This is a genomic window from Streptomyces sp. NBC_00075 (genome assembly GCF_045041225.1).
GTDB lineage: Bacteria > Actinomycetota > Actinomycetes > Streptomycetales > Streptomycetaceae > Streptomyces > Streptomyces adonidis.
Map to the genome: position 1 here is coordinate 4,114,862 of NZ_CP108243.1, position 24,746 is coordinate 4,139,607.

Consider the following 24,746-nt stretch of genomic DNA (forward strand, 5'->3'; position numbering starts at 1 on the left):
CCCCTAAGGGGCGCATTCCCTTGCCCTTGTACGTAGCAAGTTCCGTTCTCTTTCGTTCTGGGTCAGGGCTGCTGCTCTTAGGAATTCTGCTCTTGCCTCTTCCTTTCGGCCCAGGCGTTGGAGTAGGTCTCCTCTGACGCTCGGGAGCAAGTGGTAGTCGCGGAGGGCCGGGTCGGTTGTCAGGGGTTCGATGATCTGGAGGGCCTGGGCCGGGCCCTCGGACATCGATACGGCCACCGCTCGGTTCAACTCGACTACCGGGGACGGGGATCGGGCGGCCAGGGCCGTGTACAGGGCGGCGATGCGGGGCCAGTCCGTGGTGTCGTAGGAGGGGGCGTGGGCGTGGCAGGCGGCGATGGTGGCCTGGAGGGTGTACGGGCCTGGGCCTGATGTCGATGTCGTGGCGCCGGCCGCTTCCGCTCGGGCCAGGGCCGTGAAGCCTCGGGCGATCAGCATGCGGTTCCAGCGGGAGCGGTTCTGGTCCTTGAGGAGCACCGGTTCGCCGGTCGGGCCCGTGCGGGCCGCCGAGCGGGACGCCTGTAGCTCCAACAGGGCTGTCAGCGCGTGCACTTCGGGTTCCTTGGGCATCAGGCCCGACAGCACGCGGGCCAGCCGCAGGGCGTCCTCGCAGAGGGCGGGGCGCAGCCAGTCGTCGCCTGCTGTGGCGGCGTAACCCTCGTTGAAGATCAGGTAGATGACCTCCAGGACCGAACCGAGACGGGCCTCGCGCTGGGGGCCGTACGGGACCTCGAAGGCGACGTTCTTCGTCGCGAGGGTTCGTTTGGCGCGGACGATGCGCTGGGCGACCGTCGGTTCCGGGACCAGGAAGGCTCGGGCGATCTCCGGGGTGGTCAGGCCGCCGAGGAGGCGGAGGGTGAGGGCGATGCGGGCCTCGGCGGACAGCACCGGGTGGCAGGCCGTGAAGACCAGGCGGAGGAGATCGTCGTCGATGTCTTCGGGGCTGGGGGGTTCGGGGGGTGAGACCGTCGTCTCCAGGTCGCGGCCGATCTCCCGCAGCTTGCGCGCGTACGTCTCGCGGCGGCGGATCAGGTCCACCGCTCGGTGTCTGGCCGTGGTCATGAGCCAGGCGGCCGGGTTGTCGGGGACGCCGTCGCGGGGCCACTGTTCGAGGGCGGCCACCAGGGCGTCCTGGGCCAGTTCCTCGGCGATGCCTATGTCCCGGACGGTGCGGGTGACGGCCGCGATGATGCGGGGGGATTCCAGGCGGAAGACCGTCTCGATGGTTCTGCGTGGGTCCTCGGTGGGCTGTGGTGTCACAGCCCACCATCAGACACCCGTGCGGGCTCGGGGCCAAGGAGGGATCAGCCCTCGGCGATCTCCCGTACCTCGCAGGTCACCGTCCAGTACTCCTCGTGCACCTTCAGGAAGCGCTTGGTCCACTCCAGGGCCTCGGCCTTGTCCTTGCACTGCATGATGGCGTAGCCGCCGACGATCTCCTTGGACTCCGTGAAAGGGCCGTCGGTGACGGAGATCCTGCCGTCCTGCCAGTGCACGCGGGTGCCCTGTGCGGTGGGGGTCAGGCCGGCGGTGTCGAGCATCACCCCGGCCTTGGTGATCTCCTCGATCAGCTCGCCCATGCGCTGCATCAGCTCGGGGCTGGGGCCTTCGGCGGGGGCTGTGGCCTCGTCGATCTTCACGAGGGAGAGATAGCGGGGCATGGGGTTCCTCCTTGGGCAAGGCCCGGGATCGGGCGAGGCCCGGGTCCTTTCCGGGCTCTCACCACTGCGTCGAACGGGGACGGCCCGAATCGACACGGTCTCCGGAAAACTTCTCCCCTACTTCAAAGACGCCCACAGCTCCGCCGCCTCCGGCTCCTCCGCGACCACCCGGTTGGCGTCCGACGCCGCCGTCACCACCGGCATCGTCACCGTCTTCAGGTCGTCCGCCGACAGGCCCTTCAGGCTCTGGCCCAGGCTCATCAGTTCGCTGAGGGAGTCCAGGCCGGTGTCCGTGGTCAGGCTGCCCGTCGCCACGTCGGCGACCTTGTACAGCTTGGCCGGGCTGGTCAGCAGGTTCGTCGAGGAGATCTGCTGGAGGAGGGCCTTGACGAGCTTCTGCTGAAGGCCTATCCGGCCCAGGTCGCTGCCGTCGCCGATGCCGTGCCGGGTGCGGGCCAGGGCGAGGGCCTGGGTGCCGTCGAGGTGGTGTTCGCCCGCCGTCAGGTCGAGGTGGCTGTCGTCGTCGTGGATGTCCTCGTCCGTCGTGACCGTGACACCGCCGAGCGCGTCCACCAGGTCGGCGAAGCCGGCGAAGTCGATCTCCAGGTAGTGGTCCATGCGCACGTTCGTCATCGACTCCACCGTCTTGACCGCGCAGACCGGGCCGCCGACCGAGTACGCCGTGTTGAACATGACGTTGTACGCCTCCGCCGTCGAACTCCCGTCCGACAGGGGGCAGGACGGGCGCGTGACCAGCGTGTCGCGCGGGATGCTCACGATCGTCGCCTTCGTACGGCCCGCGTCGAGGTGGACGACCATCGCGGTGTCGGACCGCGCGCCCTCGCTGCTGCCGCCGCCGAGTGCCTGGTTCCGCTTGCCGCTGCGCGAATCCGAGCCCAGGACCAGGATGTTCAGCGCCTCGCTCGGGAGCGGTGTCGCCGAGGCGGACGCGCCCGTCGACGGCAGTGCCTGTGTCTTGGCCGGGCGGTTGTCGCCGAGCGCGCTGTTGATGTCGACGCTCTTGATGTTGCGGTTCAGGTGCCAGTAGGCGTAGCCCCCGGCCGCCGCTGCGAGCACCAGGGTGCCGGCGAGTGTGAAACCGACGGCCTTCAACCACCGTGACGGCCGTCGGCCCGTCTGCCGGGCCGTCTGTCTCTCCGCGCCCCCGTCGTCGTCCGACGTCTGTTCCTCTTCTCCCATCACAGGGAGGAACGTACGTCCGAATTATTACGAGCGGAGGCCCGTGCCCGGCATTCTTCGGAAAATCTCACACTTCTCAGCCCGAGATCAGGCCGGGATCAGCTCAGCGTCACCGTTGGTACGGGGTTGCTCCCGCTCCATGTCCCGTTGAACCCGAAACTCACCGAACCGCCGCTCGGCACCGTCCCGTTGTACGAGGCGTTCACGCAGGTCACCGCCGTCCCCGACTGGGTGCAGGTGGCGTTCCAGGCCTGTGTGAGCTGCTGTCCCGCGCCGTACGTCCAGGTCACCCGCCACGACGACAGCGACCTGCCCGAGCACGTGATCGTCACCTGGCCCGTGAAGCCGGTGTTCCACTGGTTCGGGACCGTGTACGTCGCCGTGCAGCCCTCGGTGGACGGGGTGCCGCCGAGGGCCTGGGCTATCGCGTAGTACGCCGGTTTCGGGGTGAAGGTCTCCGTGTACGGGGTTGCCGCGCCGTATCCGTCGAACACGTCCGGGATCCAGGAGTCGGAGTCCGTGAAGCCCCAGACGGTCACGCCGACACACCTCGACACGGCCACGCACGCGTCCATGACGGCCTTGTAGTCGGCCGCCTGCTGGGTCAACTTGGCGTCTGTGGCGGGGAGTTGCATACGGATGTCCAGTTCCGTGATCGCCACGTCGACGCCCAGATCGGCGAACCGCTGGATGTTCTGCTGGAGGGTGGCCGGGTACTGACCGAGGATCAGGTGGGCCTGGAGTCCTACTCCGTCGATCGGTACTCCGCGTTCCTTCAGGGACTTGACCAGGTTGTACAGGGCCGTGCTCTTCGCGTTGACGCCCTCGACGTTGTAGTCGTTGATGTAGAGCTTCGCGGTCGGGTCGGCGGCCCTCGCCCAGGTCAGGGCCTGGGCGATGTAGTCGGTGCCGAGGTTGGTGGACCAGAGCGTGGAGCGGTACGTGCCGTCCTCGTTGAAGGGCTCGTTCACGACGTCCCAGGCCGCCAACTGGCCCTTGTAGCGCGTGACTTCGGTGGTGATGTGGTTCTGGAGGATGGTGCTGAGCTGGGCGGGGGTCCAGGTGCCGTTCGTCAGCCAGCTGGGGTTCTGGCTGTGCCAGACCAGGGTGTGGCCGCGGATCTGTTGGCTGTGGGCCTGGGCGAAGGTGACTATCTGGTCGGCCTCGGTCCAGTTGTAGGTGCCTTGGGTGGGCTCTACGGATTCCCACTTCATGGCGTTGCCGGGGGTGAGGGAGTTGAACTGGGTGCCGGCTATGTCGCCGTAGGTTCCGGTGAGTTTGCTGCCGGTTACCGCTGTGCCGATGACTTTGCTCTTGGCTGTGGCCAGGTCGCGCAGTGGGGGGTCTGCTGCGGTTGCCGTCCCGGCCAGGAGCAGGGTGGCGGTGGTGGCTGCGGCGGTGAGGAGGGATAAGGCTGTTCTGGAGGGTCTCATTGCGGGTGCCTCCGAAAGTTTCGGTTGTTCAACCGATTGACTTCGGGGCAGTGTGGGGTGCGTTGTGGCACCCGTCAATAGGTTGTGCGTTTGTCTGCGGGTGCGTTGTGGCTGGTCGCGCAGTTCCCCGTGCCCCTGGGTGGGACACCGCGCCCCCAGTTAGACAGCTGGCGGCGTTGTCGTGCTGTTGCGGATCACCAGGCTTGTTGCCAGTTCCACTCTTGTTGCTCCTGGGGTGCCCTCTACCCGGCCCAGGTCGAGGACCAGCTTCGCCGCCGTTTCCGCCATTTCCATCAGGGGCTGGCGGACCGTCGTCAACGGCGGGCCTACCCAGCGGGCGATCGGGAGGTCGTCGAAGCCGACGACGCTCAGGTCCTCCGGGATGCGTAGGCCCAGTTCGCGAGCCGCCTCGTACAGGCCCAGGGCCTGGAGGTCGTTGCCGGCGAAGACTGCTGTGGGGCGGTTCGGGGAGCGGAGGAGTTCGAGGCCTGCTCGGTAGCCCGTCTCGTGGTGGAAGTCGCCGACCTTGAGGAGGTCGGGGTCGACCGGGAGGCCCGCCGTTTCCAGGGCGGCGCGGTAGCCGTCGACGCGGGCGCGGCTGCACATCATGCGGGACGGGCCGCTGATCGAGGCGATGCGGGTGTGGCCGAGTTCGACCAGGTGGCGGGTGGCCGCCAGGCCGCCCTGCCAGTTGGTCGCGCCGACCGACGGCACGTCGTCGCCGGGGTCGCCCGCCGGGTCCATCACCACGAACGGGATGGAGCGGCTGGTCAGCAGCGCCCGCTGGGACTCGTCCAGGCCGGAGAGGACCAGGATGACGCCGTGCGGGCGGCGGGCGGCGACCTGGTCGGCCCAGGTGCGGCCGGGAGTGAGGCGGCCCGCGCTCTCCGAGAGGACCACGCTCAGGCCCTCCTCCCGCGCCGCGTTCTCCACACCCCGGATGACCTCCATCGCCCACGCGCTCTCCAGTTCGTGGAAGACCAGGTCGATGAGGGGTGAGCGGGTCGCCTCGGCGCGGCGGCGCCGGTAGCCGTACGCCCGCAGCAGGTCCTCGACGCGGGTCCGGGTCGCGGGGGCGACATCGGCGCGGCCGTTGAGCACCTTCGAAACAGTCGGAGCGGAGACGCCTGCCTCGCGGGCGATCTCGGCGAGCGTCGCGGTCTGGGTGGACTGCGGTGTCGTCTGCGTTTCAGCGGGTTTCGAGGGTCTCATGGCCGCGATCGTATCCCTGCGCGACCTCTTGACGAAGACCCTGTCCCACCATAAGTTCCCGGAACATTCGAAGTACCACCCGAAAGATTCGTACAGAGACTCAGTCAGGTTTCGGTCAGAACATTCGCGAGAGGTGCTGTCATGGAGTCCAACAGAGGGCGGGCCACCGGTACCACCAGTTCCAGGGGCACCAGCGGTACGGGGTTCAGTCGGCGCTGGGTGCTCGGTGCCGGTGCGTCCGCCCTGCTCACCACCGGGCTGAGCGCGTGCGGCTCGGGTGAGGGTTCGGGCGGGGGCGGGGGGACCATCACCGCGTTCGTGTACGGGGACGACGCCGTGAAAGTGCAGCAGGCGGCCGTCGACCGGTTCAACAAGTCCGCCGCCAGCAAGTCGGCCAAGGGCAAGGTCAAGCTGGAGAAGATCCCGGGCTCGGACTATCTGCCCAAGCTGCGTACGGCGATGGGGTCGCCCAGTGCCCCGGACGTCTTCTTCAACTGGGGCGGCGGCTCCATCAAGGCGTACCAGGCGGCCGGGAAGATCGTCGATCTGACCGACACCATCGAGAACGACCCGGTGCTGAAGAACGGCTTCCTGCCGTCCGTGCTCGCCGCCGGGGACCTCAAGGGCCGCCACTACGGCATACCGATGCGCGGTATGCAGCCGGTGATCCTCTTCTACAACAAGTCCGTCTTCGCCGAGCAGAAGATCCAACCGCCCACCACCTGGGACCAGTTGCTCGACATCAACACCAAGCTGAAGAAGGCGAAGATCACCCCCTTCGCCCTCGGCGGCTCCGACGTCTGGCCCGAACTGATGTGGCTGGAGTACCTGGTGGACCGTATCGGCGGCCCCGAGGTCTTCAAGCGCATCCAGGACGGCGACGCCGAGGGCTGGGGCGACCCGGCGATCCTGAAGGCCGCCGAGATGGTGAAGGAACTCATCGACGACGGCGCCTTCGGGTCGAAGTTCACCTCGGTGTCGTACGTCGCCGGCGGTGCCCCCGCGGTGTTCGCCAAGGGCAAGGCGGCGATGCATCTGATGGGCTCGTGGGAGTACTCCACGCAGCTCGGCAAGTTCCCCGACTTCGCCAAGTCGAACCTGGGCTGGGCGGCCTTCCCGAAGATCGAGGACGGCGTCGGCGACGTCCGCAACGTCGTCGGCAACCCCACCAACTACTGGTCCATCAACCCCCGTACGCAGAACAAGGACGCGGCGATCGCGTTCCTCAAGGACTGCGCGTCCGAGGCGTACGCGAAGGACCTGGTCGCCCTCGGCGACGTCCCGACCACCTCGAACGCGTCGGCGCTGCTGTCCTCCGCGCCGAACCCCGAGTACGCCAAGTTCCAGTACGACATGGTCCAGCAGGCACCGGCGTTCACGCTCTCCTGGGACCAGGCGCTCGGCGACGAGCTGGGCACGAAGATGCACACGGAGATCGGGAAGCTGTTCACGGGCAAGTCGTCGCCCAGCGATTTCGTGTCGGCGTGCAAGGGGTTGAAGTGAGCTCCACGGTCACTTCCGGGGGCGAGAAAGCGCCGAAGGCACGGAAAGTGCGGGCCGGGCGGCCGAACGCCGTCTGGGCGCTGCCGGCGGTGCTCTTCTTCACCTTCTTCGCGGTCGTCCCGATGGCCCTGGCCTTCTATCTCTCCTTCACCAAGTGGGACGGCCTCGGCGACCCGAAGCCGGTCGGTCTCGCCAACTGGCAGAAGATCCTCGACGATCCGCGCCTCACCCAGTCCCTCACGCTCACCATCCTTCTGACGGCGGCGAGTTGGGTGTTCCAGACGGTCGTGGCGCTGCTGCTCGGCGTCTGGGCGGCGGGCCGCCAGCGCAACCGGGCGATCCTCTCCGCGATCTTCTTCGTCCCGTTCCTGCTCTCCTCGACGGCGATCGCGCTGCTCTTCTACGCCCTGCTCGACCCGAACTTCGGCATCATCCAGAAGGACACCCTGGGCTCGACGAGCGGCGCGTTCCTCGCGATCGTGTTCGTCGGCGGCTGGCAGTTCATCCCGTTCCACACGCTGATCTACCAGGGCGGGGCCCGGCAGATTCCCCAAGTGCTCTACCAGGCTGCGGCAATTGACGGCGCCGGCCGCTACCGCCAGTTCTTCTCGATCACGCTCCCGCAGCTGCGCCACACGATCACGACGTCCACCGTGCTGATCGTCGTCGGATCGCTGACGTACTTCGAGACGGTGCTCATCCTGACGAAGGGCGGCCCCGGCACGGACACGGCGATCCTGCCGTACCTGATGTACGAGGCGGGCTTCAAGACGTACGACTTCGGCTATGCGAGCGCCATCGCGTCCGCCCTCGTGCTGGCCGCCACCGGCCTGTCCCTGCTGCTCGTCCGGCTGACCGGTTTCGGCGGCATGCGCAGTACGCGTGAAGGGATGTGACGGAGTGTCACACGACACCCTCCCCCGTCCGACGGCCACCGACAAGCGCCCGGAGCCACCGGCAGGGCGGCCGAACCGCCGTCGCCGGCACTGGACCCGGCGCGCCAACCCCCTTGCGGGCCTTGGCTCGATCGTCTGGCTGGTGATCGTCCTCGTCCCGATCTACGCCATGCTGTCGGCCTCGCTCACCGGCCCGGACAAGGCCCTCACCGGCAACCCCCTGAAACCGCCCACCGATCCGACCCTCGACAACTACAACACCGTCCTCAATTCAGGCTTCGGGCATCTGCTGAGCAACACGGTGATCGTGGCCGTCACGGTCGTGGCCATCGTCCTCGGGCTCTGTGTCCCGCTGGCGTACGTCGCCGTGCGCACCCGCACCCGCTGGTCGGGCGCGGCCTTCCGGCTGTTCCTGCTCGGGGTGGCCATCCCGGCGCAGGCGGTCGTGGTCCCCCTCTATCTCCTCATCGCCAAACTCGACCTGTACGACAGCCTGTTGGCGGTGATCCTGCCGACGGCGGCCTTCGCGATGCCGGTCTCGGTGCTGGTCCTCACCGGCACCCTGCGGGACATCTCGGAGGATCTGTACGAGGCGATGGCCCTCGACGGCGCCTCTCCCCTGCGCATGCTGTTCCAGCTGACGATCCCCCTGGCCAAGGGCGGTATCAGCACCGTCGTGATCTACGCGGCCCTCCAGGCCTGGAACGGCTTCCTCTTCCCCCTGATCTTCACCCAGTCCGACGAGCCCCGCGTCCTCACCCTCGGCCTCTTCAACTACGTGAGCCAGTTCGGCGTGAACATCCCCGCCCTGCTCGCGTCGGTCGTCCTCTCCGGCATCCCGATCTTCGCCGTCTATCTGGTGGCCCGGCGAGCGCTGATCGGCGGCCTGATGGGCGTGGGCGGCAAGTGAGCACCGATGAGGACGCACCCCGTCAACTCGCAGCCCCTGACAGGAGTTTCATGACGACGACCGCCCCTTGGCGTGACCGGGCCCTGTCCACCGACGCCCGTGTCGCCGACCTGCTCTCCCGGATGACCCTGGAGGAGAAGACCGCCCAGCTGTACGGCGTGTGGGTGGGCGCCTCGACGGACGGCCACGGCGTCGCCCCGCACCAGCACGACATGACCGCCGACTACACGTGGGACGAGCTGATCACCCGAGGCCTGGGCCAGCTCACGCGCCCCTTCGGTACGGCCCCCGTGGACCCGGCGCTGGGCGCGCAGGCACTGGCCCGCGCCCAGCGCCGGATCGCCGAGGCGGGCCGCTTCGGCATCCCGGCGCTGGCCCACGAGGAGTGCCTGGCGGGCTTCACGGCCTGGCAGGCGACGGCGTACCCGGTCCCGCTGGCCTGGGGCGCCACCTTCCACCCCGAACTGGTGGAGGAGATGGCGGCCCGCATCGGCCGCGACCTCGCCTCGGTCGGCGTCCACCAGGGCCTCGCCCCGGTCCTGGACGTCGTACGGGATCCGCGCTGGGGCCGGGTGGAGGAGACGATCGGCGAGGACCCGTATCTGGTGGGGACGATCGGGTCGGCGTACGTGCGGGGTCTTGAGTCGGCGGGGATCATCGCCACGCTGAAGCACTTCGCGGGGTACGCGTCCTCGGCCGGCGCCCGCAATCTCGCTCCCGTCCGGGCAGGCGTGCGGGAGTTCGCGGACGTGACCCTCCCCCCGTTCGAGATGGCGCTGCGCGAGGGCGGGGCGCGTTCCGTGATGGCCGCCTACAACGAGACGGACGGTGTCCCGGCCTCCGCCGATGCGCAGCTCCTCACCCAACTCCTGCGCGAGGACTGGGGGTTCACGGGCACGGTCGTCTCCGACTACTTCGGCATCGGCTTCCTGGAGACCCTGCACCGGGTCGCCGGTACGCCGGCCGAGGCAGCCCATGTCGCCCTGGCTGCCGGCATCGATGTCGAGCTGCCGACGATCCGGAGCTACGGCGACGCGCTCGTGGCGGCCGTACGGGCGGGCGACGTAGCGGAGTCGCTCGTGGACCGGGCGGCGCGGCGGGTGCTGGCGCAGAAGTGCGAGCTGGGGCTGCTGGACGAGGACTGGCGGCCGGAGCCGGACGGCGGGCCGATCGACCTGGACTCGGCCGGGAACCGGGCGCTGGCCAGGCGGTTGGCCGAGGAGTCGGTGGTGCTGCTCGACAACCCGGACGGGCTGCTGCCGCTCGCCCCGGACACGCGGATCGCGGTCGTCGGGCCCAGGGCGGCGGACTCCCTGGCCATGCTGGGGTGCTACTCGTTCCCCTCGCATGTCCTGCCCAGCCATCCGGATACCCCGGTGGGGCTCGACATCCCCTCTCTCCTGGAGTCCCTGCGCGCCGAACTCCCGGACGCCAAGGTGACGTTCGCGGAGGGCTGCGACACCTCGGGGCCGGACACGGGAGGCTTCGAGGAGGCGGTGGCCCGGACCGCCGAGGCGGATGTGTGCGTGGCGGCACTGGGCGACCGGGCCGGCCTGTTCGGGCGGGGTACGTCGGGCGAGGGGTGTGATGTCGCCGACCTGCAACTGCCGGGTGTGCAGGCCGAGTTGCTGGACGCGCTGGTGTCGACGGGGGTTCCGGTGGTGCTCGTGCTGCTCACCGGACGGCCGTACGCGCTGGGGCGCTGGCACGGTCAACTCGCTTCAGTGGTCCAGGCGTTCTTCCCCGGGGAGGAGGGCGGCCCGGCGGTCGCGGGAGTGCTGTCGGGCCGCGTCACCCCGTCGGGGCGGCTGCCGGTGAGTGTGCCGAGGGAGCGCGGGGGGCAGCCGTGGACGTACCTCCAGCCGCCGTTGGGGCTCGCGGGCGAGGTCAGCAGCCTGGACCCGACGCCGCTGTATCCCTTCGGGCACGGGCTCTCGTACACCTCGTTCGCCTGGGAGGACCTCGATGAGGGCGGTCCTGCCGAGATCGGGACGGCCGGGTCGTACGACATGTCGGTGACCGTCCGGAACACGGGGGCGCGGGCCGGGGCCGAGGTCGTGCAGCTGTATCTGCACGATCCGGTGGCCTCGGTGACCCGGCCCGATGTCCGGCTGATCGGTTATGAGCGGCTGGAGTTGGCGCCGGGGGCCGCGCGCCGGGTGACGTTCCGGTTCCACGCGGATCTGTCGGCGTTCACGAACCGCGCGGGGCGGCGGATCGTCGAACCGGGGGCGCTGGAGCTGCGGTTGGGGGCGTCGAGTGCGGATGTGCGGCACACGGCCCGGGTCCGACTGGTGGGCGCGGTAAGGGAGTTGGGGGCGGAGCGGCGGCTGCGGTGCGAGACGGAGGTCGGCCCTTAGCGGGCCGGTCCCCTCTCCTCCGCTACGGCACCGCGGGGCCGTCCAGATAGCGGCCCTGCGAGTCGTACGGCCAGGCGTTGGAGACACAGCCCTTGAGGCCGTCGATCTGCTGCATCATCGCGGGCGCCGGTTGGCCCGGACCCGGGCAGGTCAGATGCCCCCGTCCCAGCCAGTGGCCGACCTCGTGGTTGACGATCAGGGCGCGGTACTCGGTCGCCGGACCGTCGAACTCGGGGGAACCCAGCTGCCAGCGCTTGAGGTTGATCACCACGTTGACGCCCGCACGGCAGTTGACCTCACCGATGTGTTCCGGCTGCCGTACGTTGCACAGCTTGTCGGTGGTGGCCGCGGTGGCGACCTTGAACGTCAACTCGGCCTCCGAGCCGGTGACTTGGCGGAAGCGGGCGCCTGCCTGCCGCCAGCCGCGCTGGTCGCCCAGGATGGCGCCGATCTGCCGGGCGGCGTCCTTCGGGTCGACGCCCGCGCCGTCCTCGACCTGGACGCGGAAGGGCGTACCGGAGGCGGGCCCGGTGACGACGACCGGGGCCGTGTCGAAGGTGCCGGGGCCGGAGGCGGGGATGGTGGGCGTCGTGGAGGAACCCTTCCCGGACCCCGAAGTGCCGGTGGCGCTCGGGGACTTGGGCGACTTGGGCGACTCGGAGGGGTCGGGGGACCCGGCGACGGTGGAGTCGTCCGGGGGCGAACTCGTGGCGCCCCGCGTCGCGGACGTTCCCGGGTCCGGGGTGGGCTCGGCCGTCGTCCGGACCGCCTCCGGGGAACCGGCCCGCGACGCGTTGTCCGGCAGCAGCCGGGGCAGGAGCAGCGGCACCGCCGCCGTACCGAGCGCGGCGAGACAGACCGTGGCGCCGATCGCGCCGAGCCGGACCCGCTGCTTGCGTCGCCGCCGTAAGGCGATCCGGCCGCGCGAACCGTTCACTGCACGTCGTTGCTCACTCATCGGGAGGAACCGCCTGTCTCACTCGTGCTGTCGGTACCGCTCGGGTCGTCTGCCAGGGAGGGCTCGGCGGTGGGGGGTTCGGCCGTGGCGGGCGCGGTCTCGGCCGGGGCGGACGGGGAGTCGGAGGCCTCGCCCGAGGAGTCCTCCGCGGCCTCCGCCGCGTCCAACGCCCGGTCCTTCGCCTGGTCCCTCACCTCGGTCAGCAGTGCCTTGGTGCCCGCCGCGGCCACGAGTTGGTCGACGGTGACGGGCGGGGAGACCTGGGCGTCGGCGTCCGGGGTGACGGTCAGGTTCACGGTGCTCTCCGCATAGCGGTAGCTGACACTGAAGGACTGGCCGCCCCACAGCGTGCCGCCCGACACGATGACCCGCACCTCGCTCCCGTCGGGCAGCGAGGCCGTCCTGCACGTCGTGGCCGTCTCGGGCAGGTCCCGGCACTCGGCGAGGCCGCCCCCTCCCGGCATGACCTGGAACGTCACGGGGAAGATGTGACCCTTCAGCCGGCCGGCGAAGTGGTCCACGCCGGCCGGGGTGACGGTCCCGATCAGGTCGCCCAGCGCCCGGGTCAGCGCCTCCGCCGTCCGCGCCCCGCGAACCGCGGCCTCCGAGGCCGAGGCCACGGGCACCGGCGCTGTCAGGGAGGGGGCGGGGGACGGCACTGCCGACGTCCGGGACGCGCTGGGCGGTGCGACCGCCGGGCTGACGGGCTGCGACGCGGCGCTGCCCAGACCGCCGAACGCGACCGAGCCGATGCCCCCGACCGCCAGGACCCCGACGACCGCGCCGACCACGGCGAGCCGCGCCCGGATCCGGCGGAGCCTGCCCAGCCGTACCGCCTCCTGTGTCAGATCGGGCAGCGGCGCGAGTCCGGCGGCCGCCCGTTCCATCAGTTCCCTCAGCTCCCCGACGAGCGCGTCGTCGGGGACGGCGTCCGGCTCGGGCCCGTGCGGGCGGCCGGGTGGCGTGTCGTGCACGGAAGTTCCTCTCTGACGCGGCAGATCGGGCGATGTACGGAGGGACGGGGGGCCGGGGAGTCAGTACTCGGCGGTGTACACATGGGCGTCGCCCAGCTCCGCGCGCAGCCGGGTCAGGGAGCGCGAGCACTGGCTCTTGACGGTGGACTCGCTGCACCGCAGCTGCGCGGCCACCTCCGACACGCTCAGGTCCTCCCAGTAGCGCAGGACGACCATCGCCCTTGCCCGGGGCGGGAGTTCACCGAGCGCGGCCATGAGCGTGACGCGCAGATCGGGTCTGGGCGCGGCGGGCGCGGGGTCGGGGCGGGCGTGGGCGAGCAGGTCGCGCAGCCGCCTCCGGCGCTCGTGCAGGAACAGCCGGGTCAGGACGGTACGGGCGTAGGCGTCGAGGTGGTCGGCCCGGCTCGCCCGGTGCCAGTGCTGGAAGAGGCGGGCCAGCGTGGACTGCACCAGGTCGCGGGCGTGCTCGCGGTCGCCGCAGAGCAGATACGCCGTCCGGTACAGGCGCTGCCGGCCCGCCCGCGCGTACTCCTCGAAGTCCCGCTGCCGGACCGTCGCCGACATCCACCCTCCCGTTTCCCGTCATGCGTATCGCTGAGGCTGTTGCTTTGGCTCACGTGCCTCATACGCATCACGCCCCTCACACGCCTCACAGGTCTCGCCCTCACCTGTTCTTGAGCGTGCTCGGGGCGGAAAGGTTGAAGGGATACGAAAAAAAATTCTGGTCCGATGCGGGAGCAGGCCGACGGACTCCCGCCCGCCCAACGGACGGAACCACTCACGGCGACCGGCGCTCACTCATGGCCGTTTCCCTTGCCGTCGTCCCCGCTGTGCCTCTGCGCCGTGCGCCCGGCCACATACCGCTGAACGATCGTCGCGCAGGTCAGGGCGATGGGCAGGGAGGCCAGTCTCCAGCCGTCGGGCAGCAGCCAGGCCGACAGGGCGCCGAAGACGATCAGGGTGGCGATCAGGGCGACTTGCTCGGGACGGACAGCCTGTCGGGCAGCCGGTCGGTCCCCCACGTACAGCAAGAACGCGACGACGACGCAGACGAACGCCGGGCCTAGGAGCACGTCGTCCCACAGGAGCCGGTGGCTGTCCGGGATGCGTGCCGCGGTGCCGAGGGCGAGCCCCGCGCCGAACAGGACGTTCGCCCAGGCGCCCGCCGTGCCCCGGCGCCCCGGAGGGCCCACCGGCGTTCCGCGTCCCGCAAGGTGGAGTGCCCCTCCCCCGACGAGAACCGCGGCGACGGCGAACGCCACTGCGTTCAGGGCGACTTCCACGTTTTCCCTCAGCCCCGCTCCTTCTCGCCGCTGCCCTTGCTCCGCATGACACCGATCGTCTGGCCGGCCATGAGGAGACAGGCCACCAGGGCGAGCGGCCAGATCCAGACGGGTGCGTCGGGAACGGCGAACGGGGTGAGTCCTGCCAGGAGCGACAGGGCGGCCCAGAGGGCGAGCCGGCCCCACAGGAGAGGCCAGGGGTTGGCCTGGCGGGCGTAGATGATGCGCCCGCGCGTCGAGTCCGGGTCGATGGTCATGCGTGTCTTCTCGTCTTCTTGTGCGGCGGAGGGCGCCCCGCGGCTGCTGACCGCGGGGCGCCTGTGGTTGATCAGAAGACTGACCAGAGAGCTGGTCAGGGAGCTGATCAGGGTTGATCAGATATAGCGCCGGTGATACCCATACCGGTAGCCGGGTGCCCAGGAGGTCCGGCGGTAGCTGGTCACCGGTCCCCTTGTGTGCCAGTAGTCGAGGCCGGTGGCCACGACGCTGATCTCCCAGCCGAACGTGCGGGCGCCCAGCCGGCCGAAGAGGTGCCAGCCGCTGCTCCGGGCGTGCCGTGCGCCGTAACGGCACCACCGCTGGCAGAAGACGCCGTGGGCGTGCCCGGCCGTGACCGAACCCGTTCCACCGGACGCGTAGTGCCAGGCCTTCCGGTAGTGCCGGTGAGCCGCCGCGCCACCCGCGTCGATCCAGGAGCGGTAGCTGAAGAAGGACACCGTGTTCCAGAAGGTGCGGTGACCCCACCAGCGACCGTCCAGGTCGAGGTGGTCGACCGGGTCGGCGGCGCCGTAGTCGTACGCGTTCGCCGAACCTCCGGGTACCGGATCCACCTGAAGGAAGCGCCCCGTCGTCGGGTCGTACAGCCGTACGCCCATCAGCGTCGCGCCCGTCACCGTCTCGCTGGAGCGCTCCTTGCCGCCGAGCCAGCCGTAGCGGGCGGTGGCGGAGTTGGGCTCGGCGTTGCCGTACTCGTCGTACGCCAGTGCCGTCGGGGACTGGGCCGTGTCCAGCGGGAGCTGGACCGTGACGTCGCCGTGGATGTCGGTCAGCTGGAGGACCGTGTCACCGGTGGCGCTGGTGACCGCGTCGAGGTCGCCGTCCGTGCCCTGGACGTTGCGGGTGACGGTGGAGGCCGTCTCCTGGACCCAGTCGGGGCTGTCGCTGTCACCTCCGTAGTGGTTGGTCTTGGCGGCGGTCTGCGACCAGGTGCCGTCCGTGGCCTGGGTCTCCGTCGTCCAGGACGCCAGGCGGTCGGCCGCGTCCAGGGTCCACGTCTGGCGGTTGGTGCCCGACGTCTGCTGACGGACCAGGTCGTCGGCGTAGTAGCCGATGGTCGCGCCGGACGCCTGGGTGGTGGTGCGGCCGAAGGCGTCGTACACCGTGCCCGTGGTCTCCAGGCGGTCGGCGCTGTCGTAGGCGTACGAGGTCGTCGTCGCGCCCGTCGACGTGCACGCCACGCCCACGTCACTCGTCGAGGTGGCCAGAGCGGTGCGGTTGGTGTTGCCGTCGAAGGTGTAGTCCCGGCGCGTGCAGGCACCGTTCGGGTCGGTGTCGTCGGCCCGGGTGAGGCGGCCGGCCGCGTCGTAGGCGTACGCCCGTGACCTGGTCAGGCCGTTGGAGTCGGTGTCGGCGACCGTCTGGTCCTGCACCGAGCGGTCGGCCGTGTCGGAGGCGACCACCGTGCCGTCGCTGTCCCTGGTGTAGACCCGGGACGTCTCCGTGCCCGTCTCGTCCTGCGCGGCGGTGAGGGTGTAACCGCCGGGCAGGGCCTCGGTGGCCAGGTCGCCGTCCGCGTCGTAGGTCGCCGCGAAGGTCCCGGCGACCGAGTCGGTGCGGGAGGTCTCCAGGCCCCGCGGGTCCTTCGACGTGTCGTAGGTGTAGGTGGTCGTCGAAGGCGCCGAGTCCGTCGCCTTCGTCACCCGGCCCAGGGCGTCGTAGCTGGTCGTCGCCGTGTTGCCGGCACCGTCCGTGTAGGAGATCTCCCTTCCGAGCTGGTCCTGGACGTGGGTGATCGTGCCCGCGTTCGACGCGACCGTCGCCACGGCGCCGTTGGAGGCGTCGTAGGTCGTCGTCACGTCGGGCACCGCCGTGCCCACGCCACCGCTGACCGACGTGGTCGTCAGCCGGCCCGCCGCGTCATAGGTGTCGGTGGTGGTGCGGGTGACGGAGTTCGCGGTCTCCGTCGTCTTCGCCGTGTTGCCCCAGCGGTCGTACTCGACCGTCTTGGTGGGCAGTTGGGAGGGGTTGGAGCCCCCGTCCGTGATCGCACCGCCGGGTCCCGTCGAGCAGACCAGGTCCGCCCACTCGGGACGGCCGTTGCACGCGCCCGTGCCGGTGGCCGACCAGTACGTCGTGACCGTGGTCCCGGCGTCCGTGCCCGACCCCGACGACGACTTGGGGAGCGTGGTCTTGGTGACCCTGCCCTGGGAGTCGTACGCCGTGGTCTTCTTCAGCGCCAGGCCGGACGGGTCGGTGACCGTGCTGGTCGGCAGACCCTTGACCCAGTCGTAGCCCGTGGTCGTCGTCCGTACGTCCGCGTCCGACGGGTAACCGGCCACGTACGCACCGGACTTGGCGGTCGTGACCTGGTTGGCCACGGTCGCGGTGCCGTCGGTCGGGCGCCCCTCGTCATAGGTGTTGACGGTGTGCTCGCGCGCCGGGACCTGGCTGCCCGCCGGGAGGTCGGTGCCGCCCGAGCCCGCGGCCAGTGCCGAGGTGAGCGTGACCTGGTGGAGCGGACCGTACTCGTCGGTCTCGCGCAGCCCGTCCGAGGAGTAGACCGAGCGGGTGGAGAGCTGGTCGGCCCGGTCGGCCGAGGTCAGCTGGTCGATGCTCAGCGCGACCTGTTCCGCCTGTCCGGCGCCGCTGGTGGCGAGCGCCAGCTCACGGTTCCCGGCGGTCAGTTGACGCACGGTGTTGCCGAAGCGGTCGTACTCGGTGGTGCTGATGTGCCCGCCCGGCGTGGCCGTGTTCACCTCGCGGCCGGAGTCGTCGGTGTAGGTGACCGTCGCCCGGGTGTAGTCGCCGGCGGCCAGGTCGCCGCCGGTGTGGGAGGACGGGACGGAGTCGGCCGGGAAGACCGCCGTCGCGTCGGTCGGGACGTCGGTCTGGCCCCACGCTGCCACGTCCGAAGTACCCAGCGCGTCGGGCGCGTCGGTGCCCGAGAGCGGGACGTCGTACACCACGCTGGTGGTGGCCGTCGTACCGTCCGTGGTGCTCTTGCTGCCCGCCGTCAGGTTGGGGCGGGAGGCCGCCAGCAGCATGCCGGAACCGGCGGTGGCGGCGTTGCCCGCCTGCCCGTACGTGAAGGTCCACGGCAGCTCGCCGGGCGGGGTCAGGGTGGTGACCCGGCCCGAACTGTCGTACGTGTACGCCGTCTTGAGCGCGGGACTGATCCGCGGGTCCCACTGCTCACGCAGCCGCCCGGAGTCGTCGTAGGAGTACTGCGCGACCACGGTCGCGGTCGCCGCCGAGGCGCCCGGGGAGGTGGCCCACAGCTTGATCTGCTGGACCTGCCCGCTGTAGTCGCCGAGCGCGCTCGAAGTCGCCGTCGTCGACGTGGCGTAGACGAACTGGAGGAGGCGGCAGCCCGCCGTCGCCGGGGTCGTCTCGCACGTCGAGGAGGAGACCGCCGAGGTCGGCGCGATGACGTACTTCGGGCGGGCCAGCGTGGTGCTGCCCGAAGTCACCTTCTCCGAGACGACCTTGGTGGTCGAGTTGTCGGTCGGCAGATAGGTGCTGGCCACCTGCCAGGTCGTGGCCGCCGGGTCGACCTTCGCGAAGGTCGTGGTCGTGCCGTCGTCGTCCTTCAGGGTGAAGGAGCCCGTCAGCGACCCGGTCAACGTCAGGTCCTCCGAACCGGGTTCCGGCTTCCACCCGCCGGAGCTGGTGGCGGTGAACCCGGTCTCGTCGCCGTCGACGTCCACCAGCGCCACCGAGGTGGCCGACGTCTTGCGCACGTACGCCCAGTCGGAGTCGGTCAGTTCGGCCGTCGTACCCGAGGTCCACTGCGGCCCGAAGATCGCGACCTGGCCCTCGGCGTCCGAACCGGCGGCCGGCCGGCGCGAGGACGCGGTGCGCGACACCGTCAGCCCGAACGCGGAGGCGTCGGTGTCGGAGAGCGTGAAGTCACCGGTGAGGGTGTTCACCGAGCCGGGGCCGACATCGGCGCTCGGCGCGGTACCCGCGTTGCGGTCCACGGTGATCGTGTGCGGCTGGGAGTAGGCGGTGGTCGTCCCGTCCGTGAACGCGGCCCGGATGTCGACCGGCCCGTCCTCCGTCAGCGAGGTCGTCACGTTCCAGGTCAGCGCGGCGGGGCTGCCGCTGGTGACCGCGACCGGCCAGGCCGAAACAGCCGACCCGTCCGACGACTTGGTGACATCGGCGACCGGCACACTCTGCCAGGAGTCCGTCTCACCACGCCGGTACTGGTACGTCACACCCGTGTACGTCGTCTTCCCGGTCGCCGTCAGACTCACCCGGCGCGCGGCCGTGTCCCCGTCGCCCGGCGTGAGCAGCCCGGCCCCGTCACCGACACCGAAGGCATAGGTGGTGGTCGCCGACGACAGGTTCCCGCCCGAGTCCACGGTCTTGGCGTACAGCTTGTGCCAGTCCTCGCCGGGGTTGACGGTGATGGTCAGCGCGATGCCTCCGCTGCCGCTCGCGGTGTCGTACACCCGCCCCGGCACGGTGGAGTCGTCGAGGCCCCAGGCGTAGCCCATGCCGTCGGTCGAGGTCGTGTCCAGGGTGCAGGTGGCCCCGCCGGTCGCCGTCGCCGTCCAGGTGTCGGCCGTGTACGGGTCGCAGGAGATGGTCGGCGCGGCCGGCAGCGCGGTGTTCATGACGAAGGTCTTGTACGAGGACCAGGACCCGTAGTCCGTCCCGTCGTACCCGCGCACGCGCAGCCGCAGATGCTTGCCCGCGGGGAACGCCGACGCGGACGGGATCGTCAGCTTGGCGGTCGCCCCGGAGGCCACGGACGCCGACGTACCCGTGTAGGTGTACGTGGTGTCGGCGTAGGCCGGATCGGCGGTGATCTCGAACTGCCCCTTGACCGTGGAGCCGTCCGCGTCCGTCACCTTCGCCGACAGCGTCGGCGTCAGGGAGGTCACGTACGTCTTGCCGTTGTAGGGGTTGGCGTAGTTCGGCGAGACGGACGAACTGGCGGTCGTGGCATACGAGTTGTAGGTGACCGACAGCTTCGGCGCGTACCCGGACGTCGAGTAGTTCGCCGAGCGGAAGCGCCGCCAGGTGGTGGAGTCCGTCTCGCTCGCGCTCGCGATCTGGAGCCCGTAGTTCGTCGAACCGTCCGCCCACGCCTGCGTGATGGCCTGGAGGTTCCAGTTGGACCAGTTCGCGGCGCAGGAGGAGTCGTAGCCCCAGTGCCCGGTGTTGGAGGCGTCACCGGTCGTCGTCGTGGTCGGCTGCGCGCCCCACGTGATCGACGAGGACGACCAGGTCGAGGTGATCCGCTTGGCGAGCGTGGCCGCGCCGGAGGTCGAGCAGGTCGCCGAGTAGTAGTTGTACAGCGACATCGTCGCGGCGGTGATGTGCTTGCCCGCGAACTTCGACACGTCGAACTTCAGATACGAGCGCGCGGTGTCCGTCCCGCCGTCGTACGTCCCCGACTTCAGCTCCTCGGAGCTGATCTGCGAGTCGGGGTAGTCGGGGTTCTGCACCCAGGTGTCGGTGGTGACGGCCAGGGTGGTCGTCGGGTCGACGGTCACCGGGTAGGTGGCGGTGGCCAGGAAGGACGTGTCCGGCGTGAGGACGAGGGTCTGGCTGCCGTCGGCGGCCGTCTCGATCTTCGTCGCCACCTGCTCCTGGTGCGCGGACTCGCCGGAGGCCTTGTCGATGCTGGCGTCCCACATCATGGGCGCGGGCGCCTCGGCGACCAGCTTGCCGCTGGTGTCCTTCAGCAGAAGGTGCCCGGAGGCGGCCCGGGACAGCTTCAGCCCGGCGAGGTTGAGCGGGATGCGGTAGGAGACCGCCCCGCCGGAAGGCTTGTCGGCGAGGCGGATGTTCTCGGAGAAGCCCTGCGCGAGCGCGCTCACCGACAGGGTCTGGCCGCCGCCGAGAGCGTAGGACGCGGTGTTGTGCTTCACCGTCGGGGCCGGGAGCTTCGCGGCCCAGCCGAGCCCGAAGGACTCCTTGCCCTTGCTGACCGACGCCAGACGGGTGTCACCGCCGTCGGAGACGGCCACATCGGCGGGCGCGGCGGCGGGAGTGAGATCGGCTCCGGTGTCGGAGAGCGAGGTGTCGATGTTCTTCCAGACCCCGTCGACCTTCGTCCGGATCGGCCCGGCATAGGCCTGCGTCTGCAACTGCCCGTCAGGCAGCGCGTATGTCGTCGAATCGGCCGTACGGGCCGACAGCACCTCGATCTTCCGGTGCTGGAGACGGGCCATCAGTACGGCGGAGGCCTCGTCCTGTGCCTCGGCGGGCCCGGAGACCTTGGTGGCGGACTTCTTGGCCGCCGTGGACGTCTTCGCGTGCGAACCCGTGTCCGCGGCGAACGCCGGCCCACCGCCCTGCTCCACGAGTGCGACCTGGGCCGCGAGTGCCACCAGCACGGCCACAGCCGTACGGCGCACATGTCTCTGTCTCTGTCTGCGTCTCTGATGCATGATCAGCCCCCTTCATGCCCGCGTGCGGTCACACAGGCAAAAGCGGCTTGATCATCAGGGGTGGTGCGGACGCGGGCGGAGATCGCCTCAACGACGGCCCCAGGAAACATAAAGCGGATTCAAAGGGGGCGGATGGGCACGGAAAACCGCCCCGCCGGGCGGCCCCGATTCGTCCATTTCGTCCGGCCCGTTCGCCCTCACACTGGCAAAGCGAGGGTTGCCCAATCCTTGACGGGAAATGGGGACATCACTCGCCCACCACCTCAAAACGCCACCGGTGCACCGCCCGCGTCACCAGCTCCGCGCCCGGCTCGGGAAGTTCCGGCAGCTCGGCGTCGAACTCCGCGTCCCACCACGTGATGACGAGAACGCGGTCCTGCGGAGCCCGCATGTTCTCCCGGCGCACCGGAGTCGCCGGCAGCACCTGCGCCCGTGCCCAGGCGAGGAGTTCGTCCCCGCGTCCCTCGACGGCCCGCGCCTCCCACATCAACGCGACGGTCACGTGTACAGGTTCCCCTTGCTGACCTCGTGCACGTGATCGTGCGAGTGAGCGCGCCCCGGCACATGGGGATCGGTCACCGGCAGCGACGAGTCCGCCGACAGGTCCCAGTCGGAGGCGGCCCTGTTCCGGGCGACCATCTCCGCGCCCAGCGCCGCCACCATCGCGCCGTTGTCCGTGCACAACTTGGGCCGGGGCACCCGGAGTCGGATACCGGCCGCCTCGCAGCGCTCCTGGGCGAGGGCCCGCAGCCGCGTGTTGGCGGCCACGCCCCCGCCGATCATCAGGTGGTCGACACCCTCGTCCTTGCAGGCCCGTACCGCCTTCCGGGTCAGCACGTCCACCACCGCCTCCTGGAAGGAGGCCGCGACATCACGCACCGGCACGTCCTCGCCCGCCGCCCGCTTCGCCTCGATCCAGCGGGCCACGGACGTCTTGAGCCCGGAGAAGGAGAAGTCGTACGCCGGGTCGCGCGGCCCGGTCAGCCCGCGCGGGAACGCGATCGCGCGAGGGTCGCCCTCCCGCGCGTACCGGTCGATGACCGGACCGCCGGGGAAGCCCAGGTTCAGCACCCGCGCGATCTTGTCGAAGGCCTCGCCGGCCGCGTCGTCGATGGTCGCGCCCATCGGCCGTACGTCGGAGGTGATGTCCGAGGACAGCAGCAGGGAGGAGTGGCCGCCGGAGACCAGCAGGGCCATCGTCGGCTCGGGCAGCGGCCCGTGCTCCAGCTGGTCGACGCAGATGTGGGAGGCGAGGTGATTCACCCCGTACAAGGGCTTGCCCAGCGCATACGCGTACGCCTTCGCCGCCGAGACCCCGACCAGCAGCGCGCCCGCGAGCCCGGGACCGGCGGTGACGGCGATGCCGTCGAGGTCCCTCGCACTCACGCCCGCCTCCTTCAGCGCCCGCTCGATGGTCGGCACCATCGCCTCCAGGTGCGCGCGCGAGGCCACCTCGGGCACGACACCGCCGAACCGGGCGTGCTCGTCGACGCTGGACGCGATGGCGTCCGCGAGGAGCGTGGTCCCCCGGACGACACCGACGCCGGTCTCGTCGCAGGAGGTCTCGATGCCGAGGACGAGCGGGACGTCCTTGGAGTCAGCCATTGCTCTCGGTTCCTTGTACTGAAGGGGCTGAAGGTGCTGAGGGGGCCGAAGGTGCGGAGGGGGCTTCGGGGACCGATGCCGCCGGGTCGCGCAGCCGCATCACCAGGGCGTCGACGTTCCCCGGCTGGTAGTAGCCGCGCCGGAACCCGATGGGCTCGAAGCCGAACCTCTCGTACAGCTTCTGCGCGCGCACGTTGTCCACCCTGCACTCCAGCATGACCTCGGCGCACTCGAACGCGGTCGCCGCCCGCAGCAGCTCGGTCAGCAGCACGGCACCGAGCCCCGTGCCCCAGTGCTCGCGGGCGACGGCGATCGTCTGTACGTCGGCGACGTCACCGGCGGCGGCGAGCCCCCCGTACCCGATGATCCGCCTGCTTCCGTCAGCCCCCTCATCCTCGGCGACGAAGTACCGCCGGGTCGCCTCCGGTCCCCGCGCGTGGGCGAGGTCCGACCAGAACATGCCACGGGACCAGGCGTCCTCGGGGAAGAGGTCCTTCTCCAGCTCCAGCACGGGCTCGATGTCCCACCAGCGCATCTCGCGCAGCACGGCAGTCGTCACTTGGGGGTGACCACCTTGTAGTTCTTGGGGACCTGGGCGTCGGGGCGGCGCAGGTAGAGGGGCCGGGGTGCGGGGAGTTCGACGCCCGCCGCCAGCCGTTCGGCGGCCAGGGCGGCGAGGGCCGCGGCGGAGACGTGCTCGGGCCCGTGCGCTTCGGGGAAGGTGTCCGGGTAGAGCAGGGCGCCCGCGCCGACGGCCGGCAGGCCCGCGACCTGGTCGGCGATGTCCGCCGGCCGGTCGACGGACGGCTCCGTCACCCTCGTACGGGAGTCGCTGTAGCGGGCCCAGTAGACCTCCTTGCGGCGGGCGTCGGTCGCCACGACGAAGGGGCCGTCCTCGACCTCGGCGGCGTACGCGAGGCCGTCCAGCGTGCAGACGCCGTGTACGGGGACGCCGAGCGCCAGTCCGAAGGTGTCGGCGGTCATCAGGCCGACGCGCAGGCCGGTGTAGGGGCCGGGGCCGATGCCGACGACGACGCCGGTGACGGCGTCGAGGCCCGTGCCCGCCTCGGCGAGGACCCGGTCGACGGCGGGCAGCAGCAGTTCCCCGTGCCGGCGCGCGTCGACCTGGCTCGACGCGGCGACGACGGCCGTCCCGTCGTGCAGGGCGACCGTGACGGCCGGGGTGGCGGTATCCAGAGCGAGCAAGAGCACGCGAACAGCCTACGGCGCCCGCGCCCCCCGTACGGCCGCCCCGGTCGGCGGTACGGCTGCTGCTACCGTCGCCACAAAACGGGACGTACAAGACGAAGAGGTGGGCGCCGGTGACCAGGAGCAGCTCGGGATTCGTGGCCGGGCTCACCGTGGCGGCCCTCGCCACGGTCGGCTTCCTCACCTACCAGGCCTCCGCGAACGCCCCGCGCCCGGAGGCCGAGCGCCTGTCCTCCTCGACTCCGGTGACGACCTCCAAGGTCCCCCGGGACACCCGGCACCCCGACGCCCTGCCACGCGGCACCGGCAAGGGCAAGCGGGTCGTCTACTCCCTGGACGACGACCGGGTGTGGATCGTCGCCACGAACAACAAGGTGCTCCGCACCTTCACCGTCGCACCGGGCACGGTCGACCCGGCACCGGGCAGCTACCTGGTCACATCCCGCTCGAACTCGATCACGGGCACCGACGGCACCCCCATCGAACACGTGGTCCGCTTCACGGGCGTCGACGGCGTGGCCATCGGCTTCAGCGCGGCGGTGGACCCCACGGCCCCCCAACCGAACCTGGACCCCGAGGCACGCACAGGCGGCATCCGCGAGACCCGCCCGGACGGAAACGCGATGTGGGAGTTCGCAACGATCGGGGAACGGGTCATCGTGATCCGCTGAAGGGGGGCGCAGCCCCACCTTCAGGGGCGCGGGGCTGTTCTGAATTTGCGGCTACCGCCGCGTGGGCGCGACCAGCCACGACGGCGCCGCAGCCAACAATCAAGCAGCCTTGGGCCGTTCCTGAACCGGCGGCACATCGGGAACACGCGGAGGCGTCGAAACCGCCCGCGCAGCGACACCCGCAGCCAACAACTCCCGCATGGACACCCCAGGCACCGCAGACCGCT

The 24,746-nt window shown here is 70.4% G+C and carries 20 protein-coding genes; 5 read left to right on the forward strand and 15 right to left on the reverse strand.

The genetic code is table 11. From position 1 onward, the window contains the following. Window positions 1-3: 3 nt before the first annotated feature. The 5 genes from OG787_RS17525 to OG787_RS17545 all read right to left on the reverse strand — a co-directional run bounded on the left by OG787_RS17525 (window position 4) and on the right by OG787_RS17545 (window position 5,524). Window positions 4-1,278, reverse strand: coding sequence for an RNA polymerase sigma factor (locus OG787_RS17525; protein WP_405535694.1), 1,275 nt, complete (start codon window positions 1,276-1,278; stop codon window positions 4-6). A gap of 44 nt (window positions 1,279-1,322) precedes the next feature. Continuing rightward, the gene (locus OG787_RS17530) at window positions 1,323-1,679 is read right to left on the reverse strand and encodes a YciI family protein (protein WP_405535695.1); all 357 of its coding nucleotides are present in this window, start codon (window positions 1,677-1,679) and stop codon (window positions 1,323-1,325) included. A gap of 117 nt (window positions 1,680-1,796) precedes the next feature. After that, on the reverse strand, window positions 1,797-2,879 hold the full coding sequence (locus tag OG787_RS17535; protein ID WP_405535696.1) for an LCP family protein: 1,083 nt from the start codon (window positions 2,877-2,879) through the stop codon (window positions 1,797-1,799). A 98-nt stretch (window positions 2,880-2,977) separates the two neighbouring features. Beyond that, window positions 2,978-4,312: an endo-1,4-beta-xylanase gene (locus tag OG787_RS17540; protein WP_405535697.1), complete on the reverse strand. Its 1,335-nt coding sequence runs from the start codon at window positions 4,310-4,312 to the stop codon at window positions 2,978-2,980. Window positions 4,313-4,471: 159 nt separating this feature from the next. After that, window positions 4,472-5,524, reverse strand: coding sequence for a LacI family DNA-binding transcriptional regulator (locus OG787_RS17545; RefSeq protein ID WP_369030610.1), 1,053 nt, complete (start codon window positions 5,522-5,524; stop codon window positions 4,472-4,474). A gap of 141 nt (window positions 5,525-5,665) precedes the next feature. On the opposite strand from OG787_RS17545, the gene OG787_RS17550 reads away from it, so the two are divergent. From OG787_RS17550 to OG787_RS17565, 4 genes are read left to right on the forward strand one after another with little or no spacing between them, the layout of a single operon-like run. Then, the gene (locus OG787_RS17550) at window positions 5,666-7,027 is read left to right on the forward strand and encodes an ABC transporter substrate-binding protein (protein WP_405535698.1); all 1,362 of its coding nucleotides are present in this window, start codon (window positions 5,666-5,668) and stop codon (window positions 7,025-7,027) included. Next, window positions 7,024-7,923 carry a carbohydrate ABC transporter permease gene (locus OG787_RS17555; RefSeq protein ID WP_369030608.1) on the forward strand — a complete coding sequence of 300 codons (900 nt, stop codon included), beginning with the start codon at window positions 7,024-7,026 and terminating at the stop codon, window positions 7,921-7,923. The genes OG787_RS17550 and OG787_RS17555 overlap by 4 nt, the downstream gene beginning before the upstream one ends. A 4-nt stretch (window positions 7,924-7,927) precedes the next feature. Next, window positions 7,928-8,833 carry a carbohydrate ABC transporter permease gene (locus tag OG787_RS17560; RefSeq protein WP_369030607.1) on the forward strand — a complete coding sequence of 302 codons (906 nt, stop codon included), beginning with the start codon at window positions 7,928-7,930 and terminating at the stop codon, window positions 8,831-8,833. A gap of 50 nt (window positions 8,834-8,883) precedes the next feature. Further along, window positions 8,884-11,193, forward strand: coding sequence for a glycoside hydrolase family 3 N-terminal domain-containing protein (locus OG787_RS17565; RefSeq protein ID WP_405535699.1), 2,310 nt, complete (start codon window positions 8,884-8,886; stop codon window positions 11,191-11,193). 22 nt (window positions 11,194-11,215) lie between these two features. Here the strand turns inward: OG787_RS17565 and OG787_RS17570 are convergent, their stop codons facing one another. From OG787_RS17570 to tsaB, 10 genes are all read right to left on the reverse strand, one after another. Continuing rightward, window positions 11,216-12,151 (reverse strand): DUF3152 domain-containing protein, encoded by a 936-nt coding sequence (locus tag OG787_RS17570; protein ID WP_369030605.1) that lies wholly within the window; start codon window positions 12,149-12,151, stop codon window positions 11,216-11,218. Further along, a complete protein-coding gene (locus OG787_RS17575) occupies window positions 12,148-13,125 on the reverse strand; it encodes a hypothetical protein (protein ID WP_369030604.1) in 978 nt (325 codons plus the stop codon). Before OG787_RS17575 ends, OG787_RS17570 begins: the two co-directional genes overlap by 4 nt. Window positions 13,126-13,185: 60 nt before the next feature. After that, a complete protein-coding gene (locus OG787_RS17580) occupies window positions 13,186-13,689 on the reverse strand; it encodes a SigE family RNA polymerase sigma factor (RefSeq protein WP_369030603.1) in 504 nt (167 codons plus the stop codon). Between the two features lie 230 nt (window positions 13,690-13,919). Next, window positions 13,920-14,408, reverse strand: a complete 489-nt coding sequence (locus OG787_RS17585) for a hypothetical protein (RefSeq protein ID WP_405535700.1) — start codon at window positions 14,406-14,408, stop codon at window positions 13,920-13,922. A gap of 8 nt (window positions 14,409-14,416) precedes the next feature. Further along, window positions 14,417-14,665: a hypothetical protein gene (locus tag OG787_RS17590; RefSeq protein WP_369030601.1), complete on the reverse strand. Its 249-nt coding sequence runs from the start codon at window positions 14,663-14,665 to the stop codon at window positions 14,417-14,419. Window positions 14,666-14,782: 117 nt separating this feature from the next. Beyond that, on the reverse strand, window positions 14,783-21,034 hold the full coding sequence (locus OG787_RS17595; protein WP_405535701.1) for a DNRLRE domain-containing protein: 6,252 nt from the start codon (window positions 21,032-21,034) through the stop codon (window positions 14,783-14,785). Window positions 21,035-21,281: 247 nt separating this feature from the next. Next, on the reverse strand, window positions 21,282-21,536 hold the full coding sequence (locus OG787_RS17600) for a hypothetical protein (protein WP_369030599.1): 255 nt from the start codon (window positions 21,534-21,536) through the stop codon (window positions 21,282-21,284). Continuing rightward, entirely contained in the window at window positions 21,533-22,639 is a 1,107-nt protein-coding gene (gene tsaD / locus OG787_RS17605) for a tRNA (adenosine(37)-N6)-threonylcarbamoyltransferase complex transferase subunit TsaD (RefSeq protein ID WP_405535702.1), read from the reverse strand. Before tsaD ends, OG787_RS17600 begins: the two co-directional genes overlap by 4 nt. Then, window positions 22,632-23,198, reverse strand: a complete 567-nt coding sequence (gene rimI / locus OG787_RS17610) for a ribosomal protein S18-alanine N-acetyltransferase (RefSeq protein WP_405535703.1) — start codon at window positions 23,196-23,198, stop codon at window positions 22,632-22,634. The genes tsaD and rimI overlap by 8 nt, the downstream gene beginning before the upstream one ends. Then, window positions 23,195-23,851, reverse strand: coding sequence for a tRNA (adenosine(37)-N6)-threonylcarbamoyltransferase complex dimerization subunit type 1 TsaB (gene tsaB / locus OG787_RS17615; RefSeq protein WP_405535704.1), 657 nt, complete (start codon window positions 23,849-23,851; stop codon window positions 23,195-23,197). Before tsaB ends, rimI begins: the two co-directional genes overlap by 4 nt. 110 nt (window positions 23,852-23,961) lie before the next feature. On the opposite strand from tsaB, the gene OG787_RS17620 reads away from it, so the two are divergent. Beyond that, window positions 23,962-24,519 carry a hypothetical protein gene (locus OG787_RS17620; RefSeq protein ID WP_405535705.1) on the forward strand — a complete coding sequence of 186 codons (558 nt, stop codon included), beginning with the start codon at window positions 23,962-23,964 and terminating at the stop codon, window positions 24,517-24,519. The last annotated feature ends 227 nt before the right edge of the window (window positions 24,520-24,746 follow it).

What these genes read in the sequence shown, in the direction of transcription:
- OG787_RS17530 (WP_405535695.1), bottom strand. Translation starts at nt 1,679, where the DNA reads ATGCCCCGCTATCTCTCCCTCGTGAAGATCGACGAGGCCACAGCCCCC.
- OG787_RS17535 (WP_405535696.1), bottom strand. Translation starts at nt 2,879, where the DNA reads ATGGGAGAAGAGGAACAGACGTCGGACGACGACGGGGGCGCGGAGAGA.
- OG787_RS17540 (WP_405535697.1), bottom strand. Translation starts at nt 4,312, where the DNA reads ATGAGACCCTCCAGAACAGCCTTATCCCTCCTCACCGCCGCAGCCACC.
- OG787_RS17545 (WP_369030610.1), bottom strand. Translation starts at nt 5,524, where the DNA reads ATGAGACCCTCGAAACCCGCTGAAACGCAGACGACACCGCAGTCCACC.
- OG787_RS17550 (WP_405535698.1), top strand. Translation starts at nt 5,666, where the DNA reads ATGGAGTCCAACAGAGGGCGGGCCACCGGTACCACCAGTTCCAGGGGC.
- OG787_RS17565 (WP_405535699.1), top strand. Translation starts at nt 8,884, where the DNA reads ATGACGACGACCGCCCCTTGGCGTGACCGGGCCCTGTCCACCGACGCC.
- OG787_RS17570 (WP_369030605.1), bottom strand. Translation starts at nt 12,151, where the DNA reads ATGAGTGAGCAACGACGTGCAGTGAACGGTTCGCGCGGCCGGATCGCC.
- OG787_RS17580 (WP_369030603.1), bottom strand. Translation starts at nt 13,689, where the DNA reads ATGTCGGCGACGGTCCGGCAGCGGGACTTCGAGGAGTACGCGCGGGCG.
- OG787_RS17590 (WP_369030601.1), bottom strand. Translation starts at nt 14,665, where the DNA reads ATGACCATCGACCCGGACTCGACGCGCGGGCGCATCATCTACGCCCGC.
- OG787_RS17595 (WP_405535701.1), bottom strand. Translation starts at nt 21,034, where the DNA reads ATGCATCAGAGACGCAGACAGAGACAGAGACATGTGCGCCGTACGGCT.
- tsaD (WP_405535702.1), bottom strand. Translation starts at nt 22,639, where the DNA reads ATGGCTGACTCCAAGGACGTCCCGCTCGTCCTCGGCATCGAGACCTCC.